We start from the raw sequence: 15,504 nt of genomic DNA, 5'->3' as shown, positions 1-15,504 counted from the left end.
ACTTGCATGTGTTAGGCCTGCCGCCAGCGTTCAATCTGAGCCATGATCAAACTCTTCAATTTAAGATTTTGTTCGGCTCAATGAATACTGAACATTACATAAGTAATGTTTGAATTGACTGTGCTGAGTCTTTCGACTCAATGGTCACTTCGTATCATTGAAACCTAATTTGATACCGAAGTATCTAATTGGATTATCATCAACGAGTGCCCACACAGATTGATAGGTCTATATTGTTAAAGAGCTTGCTTCATAAGCTTTGCTATCGAAGCGGAGGCGTATTCTAAGGAATTAACTTTCAGTGTCAAACACTTTTTTAAATTAATTTTTAGAAGCTTTCTTTCGCCTTATTGCCAATTGCTTTTGCGTTTCCGCTTTGCCCTGACAACGGAGGCGCATTATAGGGAGATGATTTTTCTTGGCAACCCCTTTTTAGAAAAAAACTTAAAAAAAAGCATCGAGTGATTAAATCTCACTCAAACGCTTAATTTTAGCACTCAGTTGTTAACTTCAAGTAGCAAATAGGCAATCAGTATGTGTCTACCCAGCTCTCTTTAAAGCTGGTGATATCAAGATCCAGTGATTGCGCCGCTTCGATTTGCTCAATTGCCTCTAATTCTTTATTTACACTATTCATCGTCAATGTGTTGTTGTCTAACTCAAACACTTGTTGTTGAGTTTTGTAATAGAACTTAAGCGTAGTGAGCGCTTTTACATCGTCATTGCTCGCGGCTGCTTTAATGCTTTTTAGTTTACGAAATATTTTGTTGTGCAGTTGCTTGAGCTTCCAAACGTACAGCACCTCTTCCATGTATGGTCGAGTTTTAATTTGATTCAATAAAGAGAGGGAAGTTGCGACTGCGAGAACGACACCAATCAAATTCCAATGAAAGTTTCCCGTTGATTGTTCAGGTACGACTTCAGTGTTGCCAAACAAAACAATAAGCAAGGTACTAAAGGCAAGAGATGAGATAGCGAGCAACGCAACAAAACCGCCAATCACCAGGTTTACTTTCTTTTTATAAATGTCTTTATTTATCTTTTTGATTTCCATATACCGCTCCTAACAGGGTTGCCTCCTATTCTAACCAGCACACTCCGCACGACAATCGAAGCTTTGTAAGTAAGTTCACATTTACTATTAAACTCGCATCCCTTCCCTGCTTGGGTATATACTTCCGCGCATTCACTCTTCCTATATAGAGGCTAAATTCATGCGCTCTTTTGTTTTACGAGCTCGCGCGGCGCCAACCACCAGCAAAGCACTATTAGAAGGTGTTGGTAACGAGGCGCATACCGAGATCCTTGCTCATACCATGATGAACACCATGTTCGTTGCACAATCTCACCGTGAAGATGTGGTTGTCCACTTAGTATTAGAGAGCACGAAGGATTACTCGCGCACGATTACCATTCGTTCAAACGACATTACCAATATTGGCGGTTTTCACGAGTCAACGTTGATCGCTGCCGTTGCCCGTGCGTTGGACGCATCTGTTGGTATGGGTAAAGAGCAGCTTCGCGAAGTTGAACCGGGTATTACGGTTCGTACAGTAAGCTTCGAACGCTTGGTTCAAGAACTAGCCGAAGATCACCAACTTTATATGTTGGACAAGAAAGGCGAATTTGTTCGTGATGCAGAAATTGGTGAAAACCCATGCTTCTTGTTAACTGACCATATTCCGATGCCTAAGAAGTCTTTTAACAGCTTAAAGCGCCTTGGCACAGAGAAGATCAGCTTGGGTCCTAAGATGCTTTTCGCTTCTCAGTGTGTGGTATTGATCCACAACGAACTGGATATCCGCGAATTCTAGTTATTCGCGTACACGTTGCTAGATGATGAAAGAGGACTCGATTGAGTCCTCTTTTTTGTTTCTGATTTTCTATGCCGCGCTTATTTGCCGCCAATACTCAAGCGAGCAAAACGCACATCTGGCGCGAAGAAAGTGCGGCTATCATTAATAAGCTGGGTATCACCCACAGCTTCTACTTCTTGCAGCATCTTATAGAAGTTACCTGCAACTGTAATTCCGCGCACAGGTTGAACACGTTGACCATCACGGCACAAGAAACCACTCGCACCAAATGAGAAATCACCACTGACAGCATCTGCACCAGAGTGAACCCCTTGCAGTTCCACTAATTCTAGGTATTCACCTGCATTGACTTCTGACGCATTGCTGTTTCCTGTCGCAATCACTTTGTGATTGGCTGATACGTCTAAGCTCGATTTAGCACCGCGAGCTGCACTTGCTGTCGAGACTGCGCCCAAATAACTTGCAGTCTGGCTGTTGTGTAGCAAGGTTTTCAACTCACCATTAGCAATCATTACATTATCTTGAGTAGCGAAGCCTTCACTATCAAACCCTGCGATAGCCATACCATTCGGCATGTATGCCGCATCGGTAAAGGTAATCAAGTCACTCGCAACACGTTGACCAAGCTTATCACCCAGTGGCGTAATGCCTTTCATCGCGCTTACACCAGAGAAAGCACTGCCGAAAGCGCCGAATAAACTTGCCAGCGCATTGATGTGGAAAATAGCGGGGTAGTTACCCGTCGCAACCGGTACACCTTCAAGAAGATCACGAGCAAGGTTGTAACCGCCTTCTATACAATAAGCTGGATCCAACTCATCAAAACGGCGACCTAGCGACATTCTTCCCGCCATCGACTGTTTGCCGTCTTTTTCAAACAGGGTATACGCGTAACAAGTGAACGATCGCTCGAAATGTTGACATAACGTACCTTGAGTATTCGCGATGATGAGCTGAGTTTCACCGTCACTGTAACCATTGTATGGTGAGCTTGAAGCGTGAGGCAGAGCCACAACACCTTGCTCAAGCGCAAGAGACAGTTCAATTTTCTCATCGACCGATGTGGTATCGTCTTGCGCAATTTCTGCAATATCAGTGGTGATTTGGCTGTTCACGCAACTAATGCTCTGATGTTCATCTTGCTTGGAAAAGCGAGCACTTTGCAGCGCGTTTGTGAGCATCAAATCTAAACTTGGTTGCTCTAGTGATTCAGAATAACTTGTCGCGACACGAGCATCTTTAATAACTCGAACACCCAGCACTTGGCTTGAGCTAACTTTGTACTCATCCAGCTTGCCTTGGTTTGCTTTCAGAGAAAAGCTGCTGTTGCAGTTTACAATGACGTCCGCTTCTGCGCCTTGACGCTTTGCTTCTGATAGGACGTAATCAACCGCATTAAGAAGTTGTTTTTCTTGGCTCATTAGTTACCGCCTCCTACCAGAATATTATCTACTTTCAGTGTTGGCTGACCGACTGTTGTTGGTACTGAACCACTTACTGAACCACACATGCCCGGCGCAAGCGCCATGTCTTTGCCGACCATGCTGATTTCTTTCAACACTTTTGGACCCGTGCTGATAAGCGTTGCTGTTTTCAGAGGTTTGGTGATTTTGCCATTTTCAATGAGGTAAGCTTCACGAACAGCAAAGTTAAACTCGCCCGTTCCCGGTTGAACCGAGCCGCCGCCCATCTTCTTCGCATAGATACCACGTTCGATACCTGCCAGCATGTCGTCAAGTGAATGCTCGCCTTCTTCGATAAAGGTGTTACGCATCCGCGAGGTTGGTGCGAACTTGTAGTTCTGACGACGACCAGAACCCGTAGGCTCATAACCAGTCTTCATGCCACCCATTTTATCGACCATAAAGCTGGTTAGCTTACCGTCTTTGATCAATTGAGTTCGCTGAGTCTTCATGCCTTCGTCATCAACATGAATCGAGCCCCATTCGTTGGTCATGGTGCCATCATCGACAGCATTCACTGCAGTGTGAGCAACCATTTCGCCCATTTTTTCGTGGAATACGGACGCTTTCTTCGCAACCGAAGTGGTTTCGAGTAAGTGACCACACGCTTCATGGAAGATAACGCCGCCAAAGCCGTTACCAATTACCACTGGCATTTCACCCGATGGACAAGCATCCGCGCCAAGTTTCACTAACGCTTGCTGCGCGATAGTTTGACCCAGCTCTTTCGCATCTATCTGCTCACTGAACTCCCAACCGGCAAGAGCGCCAGGACCTTCCATACCAGAAGACTGCTCATTACCTTTTTGAGCAACGGTGTTACCCGCCACACGAATGTAGTGACGCGTATCGTCTACATGCAAACCTTCTGAGTTGAAGATAGACACTTGCTGCTCGCGCTGAAGCACACTACCAATGAACTGGCTGATGTACTCACTTTCTGCACGCGCAGCTTGGTCAACTTTCAATAGAAACGCGATTTTTGAATCTAAGTTGGCATCCTGACTTAACGGCATGCGGCAACCGTGTTGGATTGGGTAGCGGTTCAAATTTAAAGAACCTGCTGACGCGATTTGTTCACGCTTGTCTTTTGCCGCAAGCAATGAGGTTACGCGTTTTAGCTCGGCTTCGTCCGTGCTATTGGTGTATCCATAAAGCACTTTGTGACCGAAGAAGAGGCGAATACCGATACCAAAATCAATCCCCGAATTGACCTTGTCCACCTCACCAGATGCGATCTGGACGGTGTTAGTTTGATGATGTTCAACGAATAGTTCAGCGAAATCAGCCCCTAAAAAGAGAGCATGATCGATCACTGACTTCGCTGTTGCAGAATTAAGCATGAAGTCTCCTTGCTCGATGATCGTCTTAGCCTTCCTAATTAACTGTCGAAAAGTTCAACAAAGTTAAATTGGCAACGCGTTAAATTTTAACAGTTTTTTAACCTTGTTTTATGCTAATCCTTGCTTAGCGAGACCACGATTATTTATTAAATATTCCAGGTTCAGCTCTTTCACCAGAGCGTTGCACTAGTAAATTCCACACGACGAACCATTTAGATGCTTACTCTATCACTCACCTCGCATAATTGAATACTCAATAATAATTACTCTCAAAAAACGTATCCCTTCTACAAGGGTCCTGCTATCATCCGAGCGAAATAGTCGGGGGGCCACGTATTACGCGTTGGCTGAGATCGAAATTCGAGACCCGTTGAACCTGATTCAGTTAGCACTGACGTAGGGAACTATGCGCACTTTGCCTTTCGCCTAGCTTACTAGGCACGCTGCAGCGGATACGAAAATCGATCTGCCTACCGTGGTCAAAGTCAGTTCCTATACGTCTTGTAATAGGAGCGACCATGACGCAGCAATCACAGCCTAATTCCCACAAGACGCCATCTGCAACAACTCCAATCGTTTTGACGATCGCTGGTTCAGATAGCGGTGGCGGCGCCGGTATTCAGGCAGACATTAAAGCCATGTCTGCAACAGGCAGTTTTGCATGCTCTGTCATTACTGCAATTACCTCGCAAAATACTCAAGGCGTTTCCGCCATTTTTCCTATCCCACTTGAGCACGTTGAAAGCCAACTCGATGCGGTGTTTACTGACCTTAATATCGTGGCCGTTAAAGTCGGCATGCTGGCCGATGCCAACATCATCAAAGTAGTGGCTAACAAAATTAAACAGTACCAACCGAAACACCTGGTCATTGACCCAGTGATGGTGGCCACCAGCGGTGATTTATTGCTGGAGTACTCCGCAATTAGCACTTTAAAACAAGAACTCATCCCTCTCGCAGACATCATCACCCCTAATCTTCCTGAGGGCGCAGCGTTAACCGGAAAAGCAGCGCCGCAATCCGAAGCTGAAATGAATGAGATGATTGCAAATCTCCGTGAACTCGGCGCAAAAGCAGTCTTGTTGAAAGGCGGTCACTTGGAGAAAGGTGAAAACAGTAGCGACCTACTGATCATGCAAGACTCTTCAGAACTCATTAGCGCGACGCGCTTCCCAACCAAGAATACACACGGTACGGGATGTACGCTTTCTTCTGCTATTGCGTCTTACCTTGGACAAGGCAATAACCTGCACAAAGCCGTGCATTTAGGTAAACAGTACATCTCTCAAGCGATCGCCCATGCCGATGAGCTGGAAGTCGGTAAAGGTCACGGCCCGGTCCACCACTTCTTCGCAGGCCACACGTATGTGCGCTAACGCGATTGGTATTCAGTTTAGTCACGCTAGTCTGCAATACAACGACAGCCAGGCACCCACTCTGGCAGGAGTGAACATGACCATTCCTGCAGGTCAGTGGACGGTTTTACTGGGGCGAAGCGGCTGCGGTAAAACCACCATTTTGCGCTATCTCGCCGGCTTACTTGATGAACAGGTGAAATGGCAAGGTGAACTGACGACCACTGACGGAATAGCTTTGCACGAGCGTATCGCTTACATGGCTCAACAGGATTTGTTACTGCCGTGGCTCAACGTGCTGGACAACGTTTGTTTGAGTTCTCGCTTTTCTCACGCTAACTCAAATTACGCAGGTGAGAAACAGCGCGCTATTCAATTGCTCGAACAAGTTGGATTAGCTGACTACGCCTACGCTAAGCCAATGCAACTTTCCGGAGGTATGCGCCAGCGTGTTGCTCTTGCTCGTACACTGATGCAGGACAAACCTCTGGTCTTGATGGACGAGCCTTTCTCTGCACTCGATGCCGTTACGCGCCATAAGCTGCAAACCTTATCGGCCACGCTGCTCAAAGGAAAAACGGTCGTGCTGATTACTCACGATCCGCAAGAAGCCGTTCGTCTTGCCAATCAGTTGTATGTACTGCAAGGCACACCTGCACAAGCTAAACATCTGCTGGTGCCAGATACGATGCCTCCTCGCGTGCTTGATGGCGAATGTGCCGCCTTGCAACAAGCGATCTTGGATCAGCTGGAGAAAGATTATGAGTGATATGACTCAATACAACTCTGTCTCAGAACGTATCAGCAAAAAAGAACGAGTAACCCATCCAGCTCTGCGCTTGGTGATCAGCACTGCGGTCATTTTAGGTCTGTGGCAACTGATTGTCGTGGCGTTCGATATGCCCAGCTTCATTTTGCCTGCGCCTGTTGATGTGCTGAATAGATTGATCTCCCGCTATGACGTGTTGCTCGCACACACCTGGGTCACCGCACAGGAAATCCTGCTTGGTCTTGGACTCGGCTTGTCGATGGGTTTGCTGTTTGCGCTGCAAATGTTGCTGTTCGAACCACTAAAACGCTGGCTGCTACCGATTCTGATTGCTAGCCAGGCGATTCCGGTATTTGCCATTGCACCTGTTCTGATGCTTTGGCTTGGCTACGGCATCGCATCAAAAGTCGTGATGGCAGCGATCATCATCTTTTTCCCTGTTACGACTTGTTGTTACGACGGTTTACGCAATACCCCAACCGGATACCTGGATTTGGCGAAAACGATGAGCGCTTCGAAATGGCAACTTCTGCGTCACATTCAGTTGCCCGCGGCACTGCCAACATTGGCTTCAGGCATTCGTGTCGCAGTCGTTATCGCCCCAATTGGAGCGGTCGTGGGCGAGTGGGTCGGTTCAAGTGAAGGCTTGGGTTATCTGATGTTACAAGCCAACGCACGCATGATCATCGACGAGATGTTTGCCGCACTGTTTATCCTCGCCGTGCTGTCCATCGCACTCTACTTCATCACTGACAAATTATTGAAAAAAGCCATCCCTTGGGAAAGCAAATAGATAAAACAACTAGAGATCACCAAAAGGAAGATTACCCGTGAATAAAAACAAACTTATTAGCGCTGCAGCTCTGCTTGCTTCAATTGTTTCAACTAACGCACTGGCGGCCGAAAAAGAGCTGACTTTGATGTTGGATTGGTTCGTGAATCCGAACCACGGCCCTATCGTTATTGCGAAAGAGCGTGGTTACTTTAAAGAGCAAGGCTTGAAGATCAACATTCAAGAGCCTGCCGATCCAAGCACGCCACCTAAACTGGTAGCCGCTGGCAAAGTGGATATGGCGATTTCATACCAACCAAGTCTGACGATTGATGTTGCCGCAGGCCTGCCGCTTATCCGCTCTGCAACGTTAATCGCAACACCACTGAATACCATGATGGTGCTGGACAACGGTAAAAACGACAGCCTTGCCGATCTAAAAGGCAAGAAGATCGGTATTGCTATCGCGGGTAATGAAGAAGCAACCATCGGCACAATGTTGGCACAAGAGAATGTGAAGTTTTCTGACGTACAAATCATCAACGTTGGCTGGGCGCTATCTTCCTCTCTGGCATCAGGTAAAGTGGATGCGATTTGGGGTGGACTACGTAACTTCGAAACTAACCAGCTTGCGTTAGAGGGTTACCAAGCTAAAGCCTTCTTCCCGGAAGAACACGGCGTGCCAGCATATGACGAACTTGTGTTTGTCGCGAATGCAAAAACATACGACAAAGAGGCCATCAAAGCCTTCAACAAAGCGCTTGAGCAAGCCACTACTTACATCGTGAACCATCCAAAACAATCTTGGAAAGAGTTTGTTGCTTACTCTCCAGACACGCTGAACAATGAACTGAACCAACGCGCCTGGAATGACACTTTGACTCGTTTCGCGCTTCGCCCATCCGCAGTTGATCTAAAACGCTACGACGATTACGCCGAGTTCATGTACTCACAAAAAATTATCGAAACGCTACCAAAAGCGAAAGATTACGTGCCTAGCTTTGACTAATTCTGAGGTTATCCCATTATGAAATACCAAGATTTGATCGACGCTTGCCGTCAAGACTGGCAGGAATACACCGAGCACCTATTCGTTCAGCAATTAGCGCAAGGCACGCTTGCTCAACCTTGTTTTCTGCATTATTTGAAACAGGACTTTTTATTTCTCAAGCAATACGCGCGCGCTTACGCATTAGCGATTTATAAAGCACGTACTTTGTATGACATGCGTCGTGCACTGCCGAGCGTTCATGCGTTGTTGGATTCAGAAATCGCTCACCATGTTACTTACTGTGGTCAATGGGGCTTGACTGAATCCGATCTGGAAAACGAACCGGAAGATTTCGGCACCGTTGCCTACACGCGTTATGTATTGGATGCAGGTATGACCGGTGATTTGGTTGACCTGTATGCCGCGTTAGCACCTTGCTCTATCGGCTACGCTGTGATTGGCAAAATGCTGATGGACGATGAAAATACCTTCATCGAAGGTAACCCGTACGCAAGTTGGATCACCCTCTATGGCGGTGAAGAGTTCCAGTCAGGTGTTGCGGAGGGCGCAGCGCACTTTAATGAGCTATTGGCTGAAATCGATATCAACAGCCAGCGCGGCCAGAACCTGATTCAGGTATTCAAAACCGCAACGCGTATGGAAGTCGCTTTCTGGCAACAAGGTCTAAACGCGCAATAAGGTTAATTGGAGAATCTCATGTTAATAGAACAAATCACTCAAGCATTAACCGCAGTGCGTCAGCAAAAGCCTTTAGTCGTGAACATTACCAACTACGTGGTGATGAACAACACGGCGAACGCTTTATTGGCTATCGGTGCTTCGCCTATCATGGCGCATTCAAAGCAAGAAATGGCAGAAATGATGTCGTTTGCTGGCGCTTTGGTGATCAACATCGGCACCCTAGACAGCGTTTGGACACCGCGCATGAGCTACGCCGTAGAGCAAGCCAACTCGAACGGTAAAATCGTTGTGCTCGACCCTGTCGGTTGCGGCGCAAGTTCACTGCGCACCGAAACCTCGCGCGAAATCGCCCGCCTTGCAAACAAGTTAATCATTCGTGGTAATGCTTCCGAAATCATTGCTCTCGCTGGTGAGCAAGCGCAAAGCAAAGGTGTAGATGCACTCGACAGTAGTGATGCGGCCCTTGGGGCGGCTCACTTCTTAGTTGAAGAATACGGAGCGAGCGTGGTGATCTCCGGCGAAACTGACTACATCGTGACAAAAGAGCAAACCGTACAGCTGAATAATGGTCACGAGATGATGCCATACGTAACCGGAATGGGCTGCACACTGACGGCACTGACTGGCGCTTTCGCAGCAATCGGCGAGGAAACAGGCCTTGCTGCGGCAGCGGTGCTTGGCGTTGTGGGTGAAATTGCGGCTGAGCAAGCGCGAGGGCCAGGTAGCTTGCAAATGCATCTTTTGGATGAGCTTTACCAACTGGATGAAGAAACACTGGCAACACGTCTTAAATTACAAGTGAGATAAATCGCTTCTCAATGCTTTAAACGCCTCTCACTCCAACTAAAGTGGGAGGCGAAAGGAAACACAATGAACGCCTATCGTTTGTATTTGGTCACCGACGACCAACAAGATTTACCCACTCTCAAACACGTTGTAATAAAGGCGGTAGAAGGTGGGGTCACCATGGTACAGGTGCGCGAAAAGCACGGTGATGTACGTGCGTTTATCGAACGTGCTCAAGCCGTCAAGACGATCCTTGAAGGCACTGGCGTCCCTTTAATCATCAATGATCGTGTTGATGTTGCCCTTGCTGTTGATGCTGATGGTGTCCACTTGGGGCAATCAGATATTCCCGCAACTATCGCTCGCGAGTTGATTGGACCAAACAAAATTCTCGGTTTATCCATCGAAAATGAAGAGCAGCTTGCAGAAGCGGACTCTCTTCCGATTGATTACATCGGTTTAAGCGCGATCTTCGTGACGCCAACCAAAAACAACACCAAAAAACACTGGGGTATTGAAGGTTTGAAGATGGCGCTGAACAGCACGTCCTTACCAATCGTCGCTATTGGTGGCATCAACGAAACCAACATTCCTGCCCTGAGTGCGACAGGTGTGCATGGTTTGGCTTTGGTTTCTGCCATTTGTCATGCAGAAAACCCAACCAAAGCAGCAGAATACTTACTTTCTCTGATGGATTAAGACCCCAGCGCTTAAGGATGAGCGCCTTTACCTTCCGGATAAATATCATCAATTCATCACTCAACCTTCATTCTCTCGTCAAATTGACAAAGCGTTGATAAGTTTTTCACGCCAGATAACGTAAGATAAGTCCCTTATTTTCACGTGGTTGAATAACCCTCAATAAAAACAAAACGCTCTCAATGAAAACCAAAAAATATGGATTGATGATGCTCGCCTTGTTTGTTCTTGGCATCATCCCAATGTCGCTGTTTGGCTCTTATCACGATCTCACCTCACAGGTGCCAGAAAGTCTGGGTATTACTTTTACTTTGCTCACAGATTCTGCTGGTAGCAAAGGCTTTTTAATTACGTTAACACTGCTACTGCTTTCTTTATGTCGCTTTAAACCAAGTCGCATTGAGTGGATGCAAAAACTCTCAATGTTAGGGCTGTTACTTGTGATTGGCTTTGCCAGCAAAACGGGACTAAAACTGATGACAGAAAGCCCGCGCCCGTACACGGAATTGCTCGCAGCAGAACAATTAATTGAAACACCAGAAGCGTTTTATCAGTTGGATACAAAGCAACAAGCCAACGTAATTAACCAGATTTCTGAACACGTCAGTGATTGGCGGACGCGGCATTGGCAAGGCGAGAAAGACTATTCTTTCCCATCCGGCCATACGATTTTCGTTTCGATTTGTCTGGCTTTCTTTGGTGGGTTGGTCTTACAGAACAAGTGCTATATCTCTGCACTGTCATTGTGGATGTGGGGAATGAGCGTCGCATATAGCCGCTTATGGCTGGGCATGCATCGCCCTGAAGATTTAATAGGTTCGGTCTTGTTTGTAGCGATTGTATTTACTTTACTCCCGACATTTCAGATTAAGAAACAGATGCCGTTTGTTTCTCTCGCTTCGCGCTAATGCGAACGATGACTAGATAAAAAAGAAGCCAGCGATTCGCTGGCTTCTTGCTTTCAAGCGCTACTTTTTTCTAGCCATTTTTTGGTGGTTCAAACGCCGTTAGTTCTAATTCTGGGCCAGTGTATTTTTCAATACGAACCAGTGCCGAGTTCGCCGCACAGCCGTTTGCAAGTCGAGAGGTCGGAATATCCAACGTTAACACGTTACAACCGCCGTTCTTACAAATGCCGGTTTTCGGATCCAAATCCGGCCAACCGCCTTCATGAATACATACTGAACCTTGCTTGATTCGGTCAGTCACTTCCGCGCCAACCAATACTTGGCCACGGTTGTTAAACGCACGAACTAGATCGCCCGTTTTAATACCACGCGCTTTCGCATCTTCAGGGTGAATCCAAATAGGTTCACGGTTTGCAATTGCGTACTCTTCGCGAATCTTCGCGTAGTTAAACTGGCTGTGTAGACGATGCGCTGCGTGCGCGGTCATTAGCTGCAACTCGCCATCTTTTGCATTGCCGGTGTACTCGGTTGGTGCCATCCACGTAGGGTGTGGAGGACAATCTTCCAACTGGTAACCTTCAATGGTTTTCGAGAAGATTTCAATCTTACCACTTGGCGTACCTAGCGGGTTCATGATCGGGTCTTCACGGAAATCCGCGTAACGAACAAACTGTGCGTTCTTCTCGTTCCACTTCATCTCGATCAGTTGGTTATCCTCCCAGAACTTGCTGAAGTTCGGCATTGCTACGCGAGAGCCACGGCCACCTTGTTGCGCCACCTTGTAGAAGCCGTACAGCCATTCCATTTCGGTTTTGCCTTCGGTGTACACATCACGTCCACCCGGTGCTAGCATCTCCGCCATGTCCGCGAATACATCGAAGTCATTACGCGCTTCACCTTGTGGCTCAACCACTTGCTTCATTGGCACCAAGTGTTGGTTACTGTAGTCACCCGTCATCGTTAAGTCGTTGCGCTCGAACGATGTGGTGATTGGTAGGACGATGTCCGCGTGCTTCGCAGCCGCTGTCCAGTAAGGTTCTGAAATCACGATCAGTTCAGGCTTTTGCCATGCTTTAATCAAGCGGTTGGTGTCTTGGTGGTGAGTAAAGTTCGCACCACCTGCCCACCAAATCATCTTGATATCTGGGAACGTCAGTTCATGACCGTTGTGATGGTAGGATTGACCTGGGTTTTCCAACGCCTCGACAATACGCGCCACAGGGAAGCTTTGCACCGCGCCAGATACCGCCCAGTCGTTACCCGCAGAAGAGCCGCCACCCAGTGATGCTGAAATCGCAGGAAGCACGCCAGCGTCACGAGCAGGGTTACCACCGTTTGAGTAGTGGTAAGAGAAACCAAAACCACCGCCCGGTAAACCGATTTGACCCAACATCGTTGCCAGTGTAACCAGCATCCAGTGACGCTGCTCACCGTATTGTTGGCGCTGCATACCCCAACCAGCCATCAACATGGTGCGGTTTTTACTGAAGATGTCCGCCAGTAGCTCAAGTTGCTTCGCAGGTACGCCACAGATTTGTGATGCCCATTCTGCTGATTTTTCTACGCCGTCTTCTTCGCCCATCAGGTACGCTTCAAACTTATCGTAGCCTGCGGTGTATTTATCGAGGAAGGCTTTATCGTGCTTACCTTGTTTCACCAAGGTGTGTGCGATACCCATCATCATTGCTACGTCGGTCATTGGGTGAGGAGCAATCCACTCCGCATTCTCACCAAAGAACTCGATGGTTTCAGAACGAATAGGGTCAATCGCAATAACCGTCTTGCCTGATTTTTTCAATTGATGGAAGAATTCAAGACCAGCACAGTCTGTTGAGCTCCACGCGATTTTTAGAGTGTTGATTGGGTTTAAGCCCCAAAGCACAACCACATCGCTGTGCTCTAGTACCACTGGGTATGTAGTTTGTTGCTCGTACACTTCGATAGAGCCCACAACGTGCGGCATGATGATCTGCGCAGCACCCGTTGAGTAGTCACCCAAGTGGCCTGAATAGCCGCCCGCCATGCTCATGTAACGTTGCAGCAAGGTTTGTGCTTTGTGCAGCACGCCACTTGAACGCCAGCCGTAAGAGCCAGCAAACACAGAAGCTGGGCCATATTCTTTGCGAATTCGCATGTGCTGCTCGTGGATCAGCTTGTAAGCCTCATCCCAAGACACACGCACAAACTCATCACTACCGCGCACACCTTCTGGCGACGATGGGTTTGCCAAGTAGCCTTTACGTACCATTGGGTACTTCACTCGCGCCTTGGTATGCACTTGGTCAGGCCCAGTAGTTTGTAGACTATTTGGTACAGTTTGTGGCAGAGCATTAGTAGTCGAAACCAACTTACCATCTTTCACTTCACATAACATTGGGCCCATGCGGCCCGCTGTCAAAATGCCCTTGCCACGCTGGTTTGAAGACGCAACAGACATAGGTGCAAAAGAAGTAAATGCCATGGCGCCAGCCGCCATACCTGTGCCTTTTAGAAATCCACGACGGGTTAAATTAGTCATAATCTTATCCTTCTATTTATCGTTAGTGACCAACCACATCTTTCGCGTGGTGCTGGAAGAACTTAGTAAGAATTTCTAGGTTTTCGGCAGTGATGTCTGTTCGATCACCCATACTCTTCGCCACTGGTCCCCAAGCGTTCACTGTGAAGTGATTTGAAGGAATTTTCGCGTGACAAGTTGCACAATAAACGTTGTCTAGCTCTTCTGCGTATGACCAAACTGGGTCAAGTGTATCCACAACAGGAGAATCGATCGTGCCTGTTAGTGACACTGCGCGCCATTCGTTGCCGTAAACGTCGGCCTTAAACTCACCGCCCTCAAGAGATTGCTGACCTTGCTCGGTTAGCGTTGCTACGATGGCACGTTGACCTTCACCCATGTACAGCACTTGCTCTGCGCCTTTCATTTGGAATGCGTCCAACTTAACAGTACGCTCATCACCTTCAGAGCTGATTACTTCTAACTTCGTCGTTGGGTTAATTTTACCCATCTCACCCATTGCGATTTCAGTCACAGGGTAAACGACTTCGGCACCAGGTGATGTTTTTGTGGTGAAGCTCATCAACGTTTCAAATGCCTTGCTGTCTAGCTCAGCTTCTGGTGCAAAGTGAGCAACGCCTTTGTGACAATCGATACACGTTTGATCGTTCGCTTTTGCGTACTCGTGCATTTTCGCTGCATCGCGAGATTGCTCAAATTCTTCCATCGCGTCAAAGTCGTGGCAAGAACGGCACGTTGCAGAGTCGTTTTCACGGAACTGCTCCCACACCATCTCCGCAAGCTCTTTGCGGTGCGCTTCGTATTTTTCTGGCGTGTCGATCTTGCCAGTCACGAACTCATGGTAGATGTCTTTCGATGCACGAATCTTCGTGATCAGGTAGTCCATCGGTTCTTGTGGGATGTGGCAATCAGAACACTCGGCACGAATGCCTTTCGCATTACTGAAGTGCACTGAGCCTTGGTACTCTTTGTAAGGGATTTCCATAGAGTGGCACGAGAGACAGAACTCAGTATCAGAGGTGTAATGCATTACCGCTGCAGTACCACCTAATGTTAACCAGCCCACACCAATGCCGGCAGCAACCAGCAGTGCAACATATCGTTTTTTTATTGACATAATTAGCAACACTTCCAAATAAAATGTAATTATAGATCGCAAAATACTACTTTATGGGTAGTTCTCTCTTGATCCACATCATTTCCGTGTTGCTCTAAGTGTCTCAAGTATGAAATTTCGTTATTTTCATCCCATAAATGAATATTCAGTAAGAATTCATTACCCAACCAGGCATTCACCACACAAATCACTTTTGTAAGTGCAACCGTTTGATTAAAGAGATAAGAGGATGAGAAACTGGCTCTCTACATAAATGCTGTAAGG

The 15,504-nt window shown here is 47.3% G+C and carries 13 protein-coding genes, 1 rRNA gene, 1 pseudogene and 1 riboswitch; of the genes and pseudogenes, 9 read left to right on the top strand and 6 right to left on the bottom strand.

Going from position 1 to position 15,504, the window contains the following annotated elements:
- Both F7Y48_RS16375 and F7Y48_RS16370 read right to left on the bottom strand, forming a co-directional pair.
- Window positions 1-62: ribosomal RNA gene (locus F7Y48_RS16375) — 16S ribosomal RNA — on the bottom strand; the annotation flags it as partial.
- A gap of 467 nt (window positions 63-529) precedes the next feature.
- Window positions 530-1,054, bottom strand: coding sequence for a DUF3087 domain-containing protein (locus F7Y48_RS16370; protein ID WP_145534167.1), 525 nt, complete (start codon window positions 1,052-1,054; stop codon window positions 530-532).
- Between the two features lie 160 nt (window positions 1,055-1,214).
- Here F7Y48_RS16370 and trmY point away from each other — a divergent pair, with 160 nt between their 5' ends.
- Complete coding sequence (gene trmY, locus F7Y48_RS16365; RefSeq protein ID WP_005459965.1) at window positions 1,215-1,814, top strand: tRNA (pseudouridine(54)-N(1))-methyltransferase TrmY; 600 nt, start codon at window positions 1,215-1,217, stop codon at window positions 1,812-1,814.
- 80 nt (window positions 1,815-1,894) lie between these two features.
- On the opposite strand, the gene F7Y48_RS16360 is transcribed toward trmY, so the two are convergent.
- Window positions 1,895-3,238 carry a TldD/PmbA family protein gene (locus tag F7Y48_RS16360; protein ID WP_316685048.1) on the bottom strand — a complete coding sequence of 448 codons (1,344 nt, stop codon included), beginning with the start codon at window positions 3,236-3,238 and terminating at the stop codon, window positions 1,895-1,897.
- Window positions 3,238-4,623: a TldD/PmbA family protein gene (locus F7Y48_RS16355; RefSeq protein WP_316685047.1), complete on the bottom strand. Its 1,386-nt coding sequence runs from the start codon at window positions 4,621-4,623 to the stop codon at window positions 3,238-3,240. Before F7Y48_RS16355 ends, F7Y48_RS16360 begins: the two co-directional genes overlap by 1 nt.
- A 312-nt stretch (window positions 4,624-4,935) precedes the next feature.
- Window positions 4,936-5,043, top strand: a riboswitch (TPP riboswitch).
- A 98-nt stretch (window positions 5,044-5,141) separates the two neighbouring features.
- On the opposite strand from F7Y48_RS16355, the gene thiD reads away from it, so the two are divergent.
- The 8 genes and pseudogenes from thiD to F7Y48_RS16315 all read left to right on the top strand — a co-directional run bounded on the left by thiD (window position 5,142) and on the right by F7Y48_RS16315 (window position 11,605).
- Window positions 5,142-5,999 (top strand): bifunctional hydroxymethylpyrimidine kinase/phosphomethylpyrimidine kinase, encoded by an 858-nt coding sequence (thiD, locus tag F7Y48_RS16350; protein WP_258507683.1) that lies wholly within the window; start codon window positions 5,142-5,144, stop codon window positions 5,997-5,999.
- Window positions 5,989-6,747 (top strand): ABC transporter ATP-binding protein, encoded by a 759-nt coding sequence (locus tag F7Y48_RS16345; RefSeq protein ID WP_258507684.1) that lies wholly within the window; start codon window positions 5,989-5,991, stop codon window positions 6,745-6,747. Before thiD ends, F7Y48_RS16345 begins: the two co-directional genes overlap by 11 nt.
- Before the next feature lie 58 nt (window positions 6,748-6,805).
- A pseudogene (locus tag F7Y48_RS16340) lies at window positions 6,806-7,540 on the top strand (ABC transporter permease); the annotation flags it as partial.
- A 37-nt stretch (window positions 7,541-7,577) separates the two neighbouring features.
- Window positions 7,578-8,528: an ABC transporter substrate-binding protein gene (locus tag F7Y48_RS16335; protein WP_258507686.1), complete on the top strand. Its 951-nt coding sequence runs from the start codon at window positions 7,578-7,580 to the stop codon at window positions 8,526-8,528.
- Between the two features lie 18 nt (window positions 8,529-8,546).
- Complete coding sequence (gene tenA / locus F7Y48_RS16330) at window positions 8,547-9,209, top strand: thiaminase II (protein ID WP_258507687.1); 663 nt, start codon at window positions 8,547-8,549, stop codon at window positions 9,207-9,209.
- 18 nt (window positions 9,210-9,227) lie between these two features.
- A complete protein-coding gene (gene thiM / locus F7Y48_RS16325) occupies window positions 9,228-10,019 on the top strand; it encodes a hydroxyethylthiazole kinase (RefSeq protein WP_025499979.1) in 792 nt (263 codons plus the stop codon).
- Window positions 10,020-10,082: 63 nt separating this feature from the next.
- The gene (gene thiE / locus F7Y48_RS16320; RefSeq protein WP_258507691.1) at window positions 10,083-10,697 is read left to right on the top strand and encodes a thiamine phosphate synthase; all 615 of its coding nucleotides are present in this window, start codon (window positions 10,083-10,085) and stop codon (window positions 10,695-10,697) included.
- Window positions 10,698-10,879: 182 nt separating this feature from the next.
- Window positions 10,880-11,605, top strand: a complete 726-nt coding sequence (locus F7Y48_RS16315) for a phosphatase PAP2 family protein (RefSeq protein ID WP_258507693.1) — start codon at window positions 10,880-10,882, stop codon at window positions 11,603-11,605.
- Between the two features lie 70 nt (window positions 11,606-11,675).
- Here F7Y48_RS16315 and F7Y48_RS16310 read toward each other — a convergent pair whose 3' ends face one another.
- A complete protein-coding gene (locus F7Y48_RS16310; RefSeq protein ID WP_104972195.1) occupies window positions 11,676-14,123 on the bottom strand; it encodes a trimethylamine-N-oxide reductase 2 in 2,448 nt (815 codons plus the stop codon).
- Window positions 14,124-14,145: 22 nt separating this feature from the next.
- A complete protein-coding gene (locus F7Y48_RS16305; protein WP_258507694.1) occupies window positions 14,146-15,240 on the bottom strand; it encodes a NapC/NirT family cytochrome c in 1,095 nt (364 codons plus the stop codon).
- Between the last annotated feature and the right edge of the window lie 264 nt (window positions 15,241-15,504).

The organism is Vibrio sp. 2-1-2a (assembly GCF_032648565.1).
Classification (GTDB): Bacteria; Pseudomonadota; Gammaproteobacteria; order Enterobacterales; family Vibrionaceae; genus Vibrio; species Vibrio diabolicus.
This window is presented reverse-complemented; position numbering and strand designations above follow the sequence as displayed.

Bases quoted from the DNA above. Each gene is read 5' to 3' on its own strand.
- F7Y48_RS16315 (WP_258507693.1), top strand. From the start codon at position 10,880: ATGAAAACCAAAAAATATGGATTGATGATGCTCGCCTTGTTTGTTCTT.
- thiE (WP_258507691.1), top strand. From the start codon at position 10,083: ATGAACGCCTATCGTTTGTATTTGGTCACCGACGACCAACAAGATTTA.
- F7Y48_RS16310 (WP_104972195.1), bottom strand. From the start codon at position 14,123: ATGACTAATTTAACCCGTCGTGGATTTCTAAAAGGCACAGGTATGGCG.
- thiM (WP_025499979.1), top strand. From the start codon at position 9,228: ATGTTAATAGAACAAATCACTCAAGCATTAACCGCAGTGCGTCAGCAA.
- F7Y48_RS16345 (WP_258507684.1), top strand. From the start codon at position 5,989: ATGTGCGCTAACGCGATTGGTATTCAGTTTAGTCACGCTAGTCTGCAA.
- F7Y48_RS16360 (WP_316685048.1), bottom strand. From the start codon at position 3,238: ATGAGCCAAGAAAAACAACTTCTTAATGCGGTTGATTACGTCCTATCA.
- tenA (WP_258507687.1), top strand. From the start codon at position 8,547: ATGAAATACCAAGATTTGATCGACGCTTGCCGTCAAGACTGGCAGGAA.
- F7Y48_RS16305 (WP_258507694.1), bottom strand. From the start codon at position 15,240: ATGTCAATAAAAAAACGATATGTTGCACTGCTGGTTGCTGCCGGCATT.
- F7Y48_RS16355 (WP_316685047.1), bottom strand. From the start codon at position 4,623: ATGCTTAATTCTGCAACAGCGAAGTCAGTGATCGATCATGCTCTCTTT.
- F7Y48_RS16370 (WP_145534167.1), bottom strand. From the start codon at position 1,054: ATGGAAATCAAAAAGATAAATAAAGACATTTATAAAAAGAAAGTAAAC.
- thiD (WP_258507683.1), top strand. From the start codon at position 5,142: ATGACGCAGCAATCACAGCCTAATTCCCACAAGACGCCATCTGCAACA.
- trmY (WP_005459965.1), top strand. From the start codon at position 1,215: ATGCGCTCTTTTGTTTTACGAGCTCGCGCGGCGCCAACCACCAGCAAA.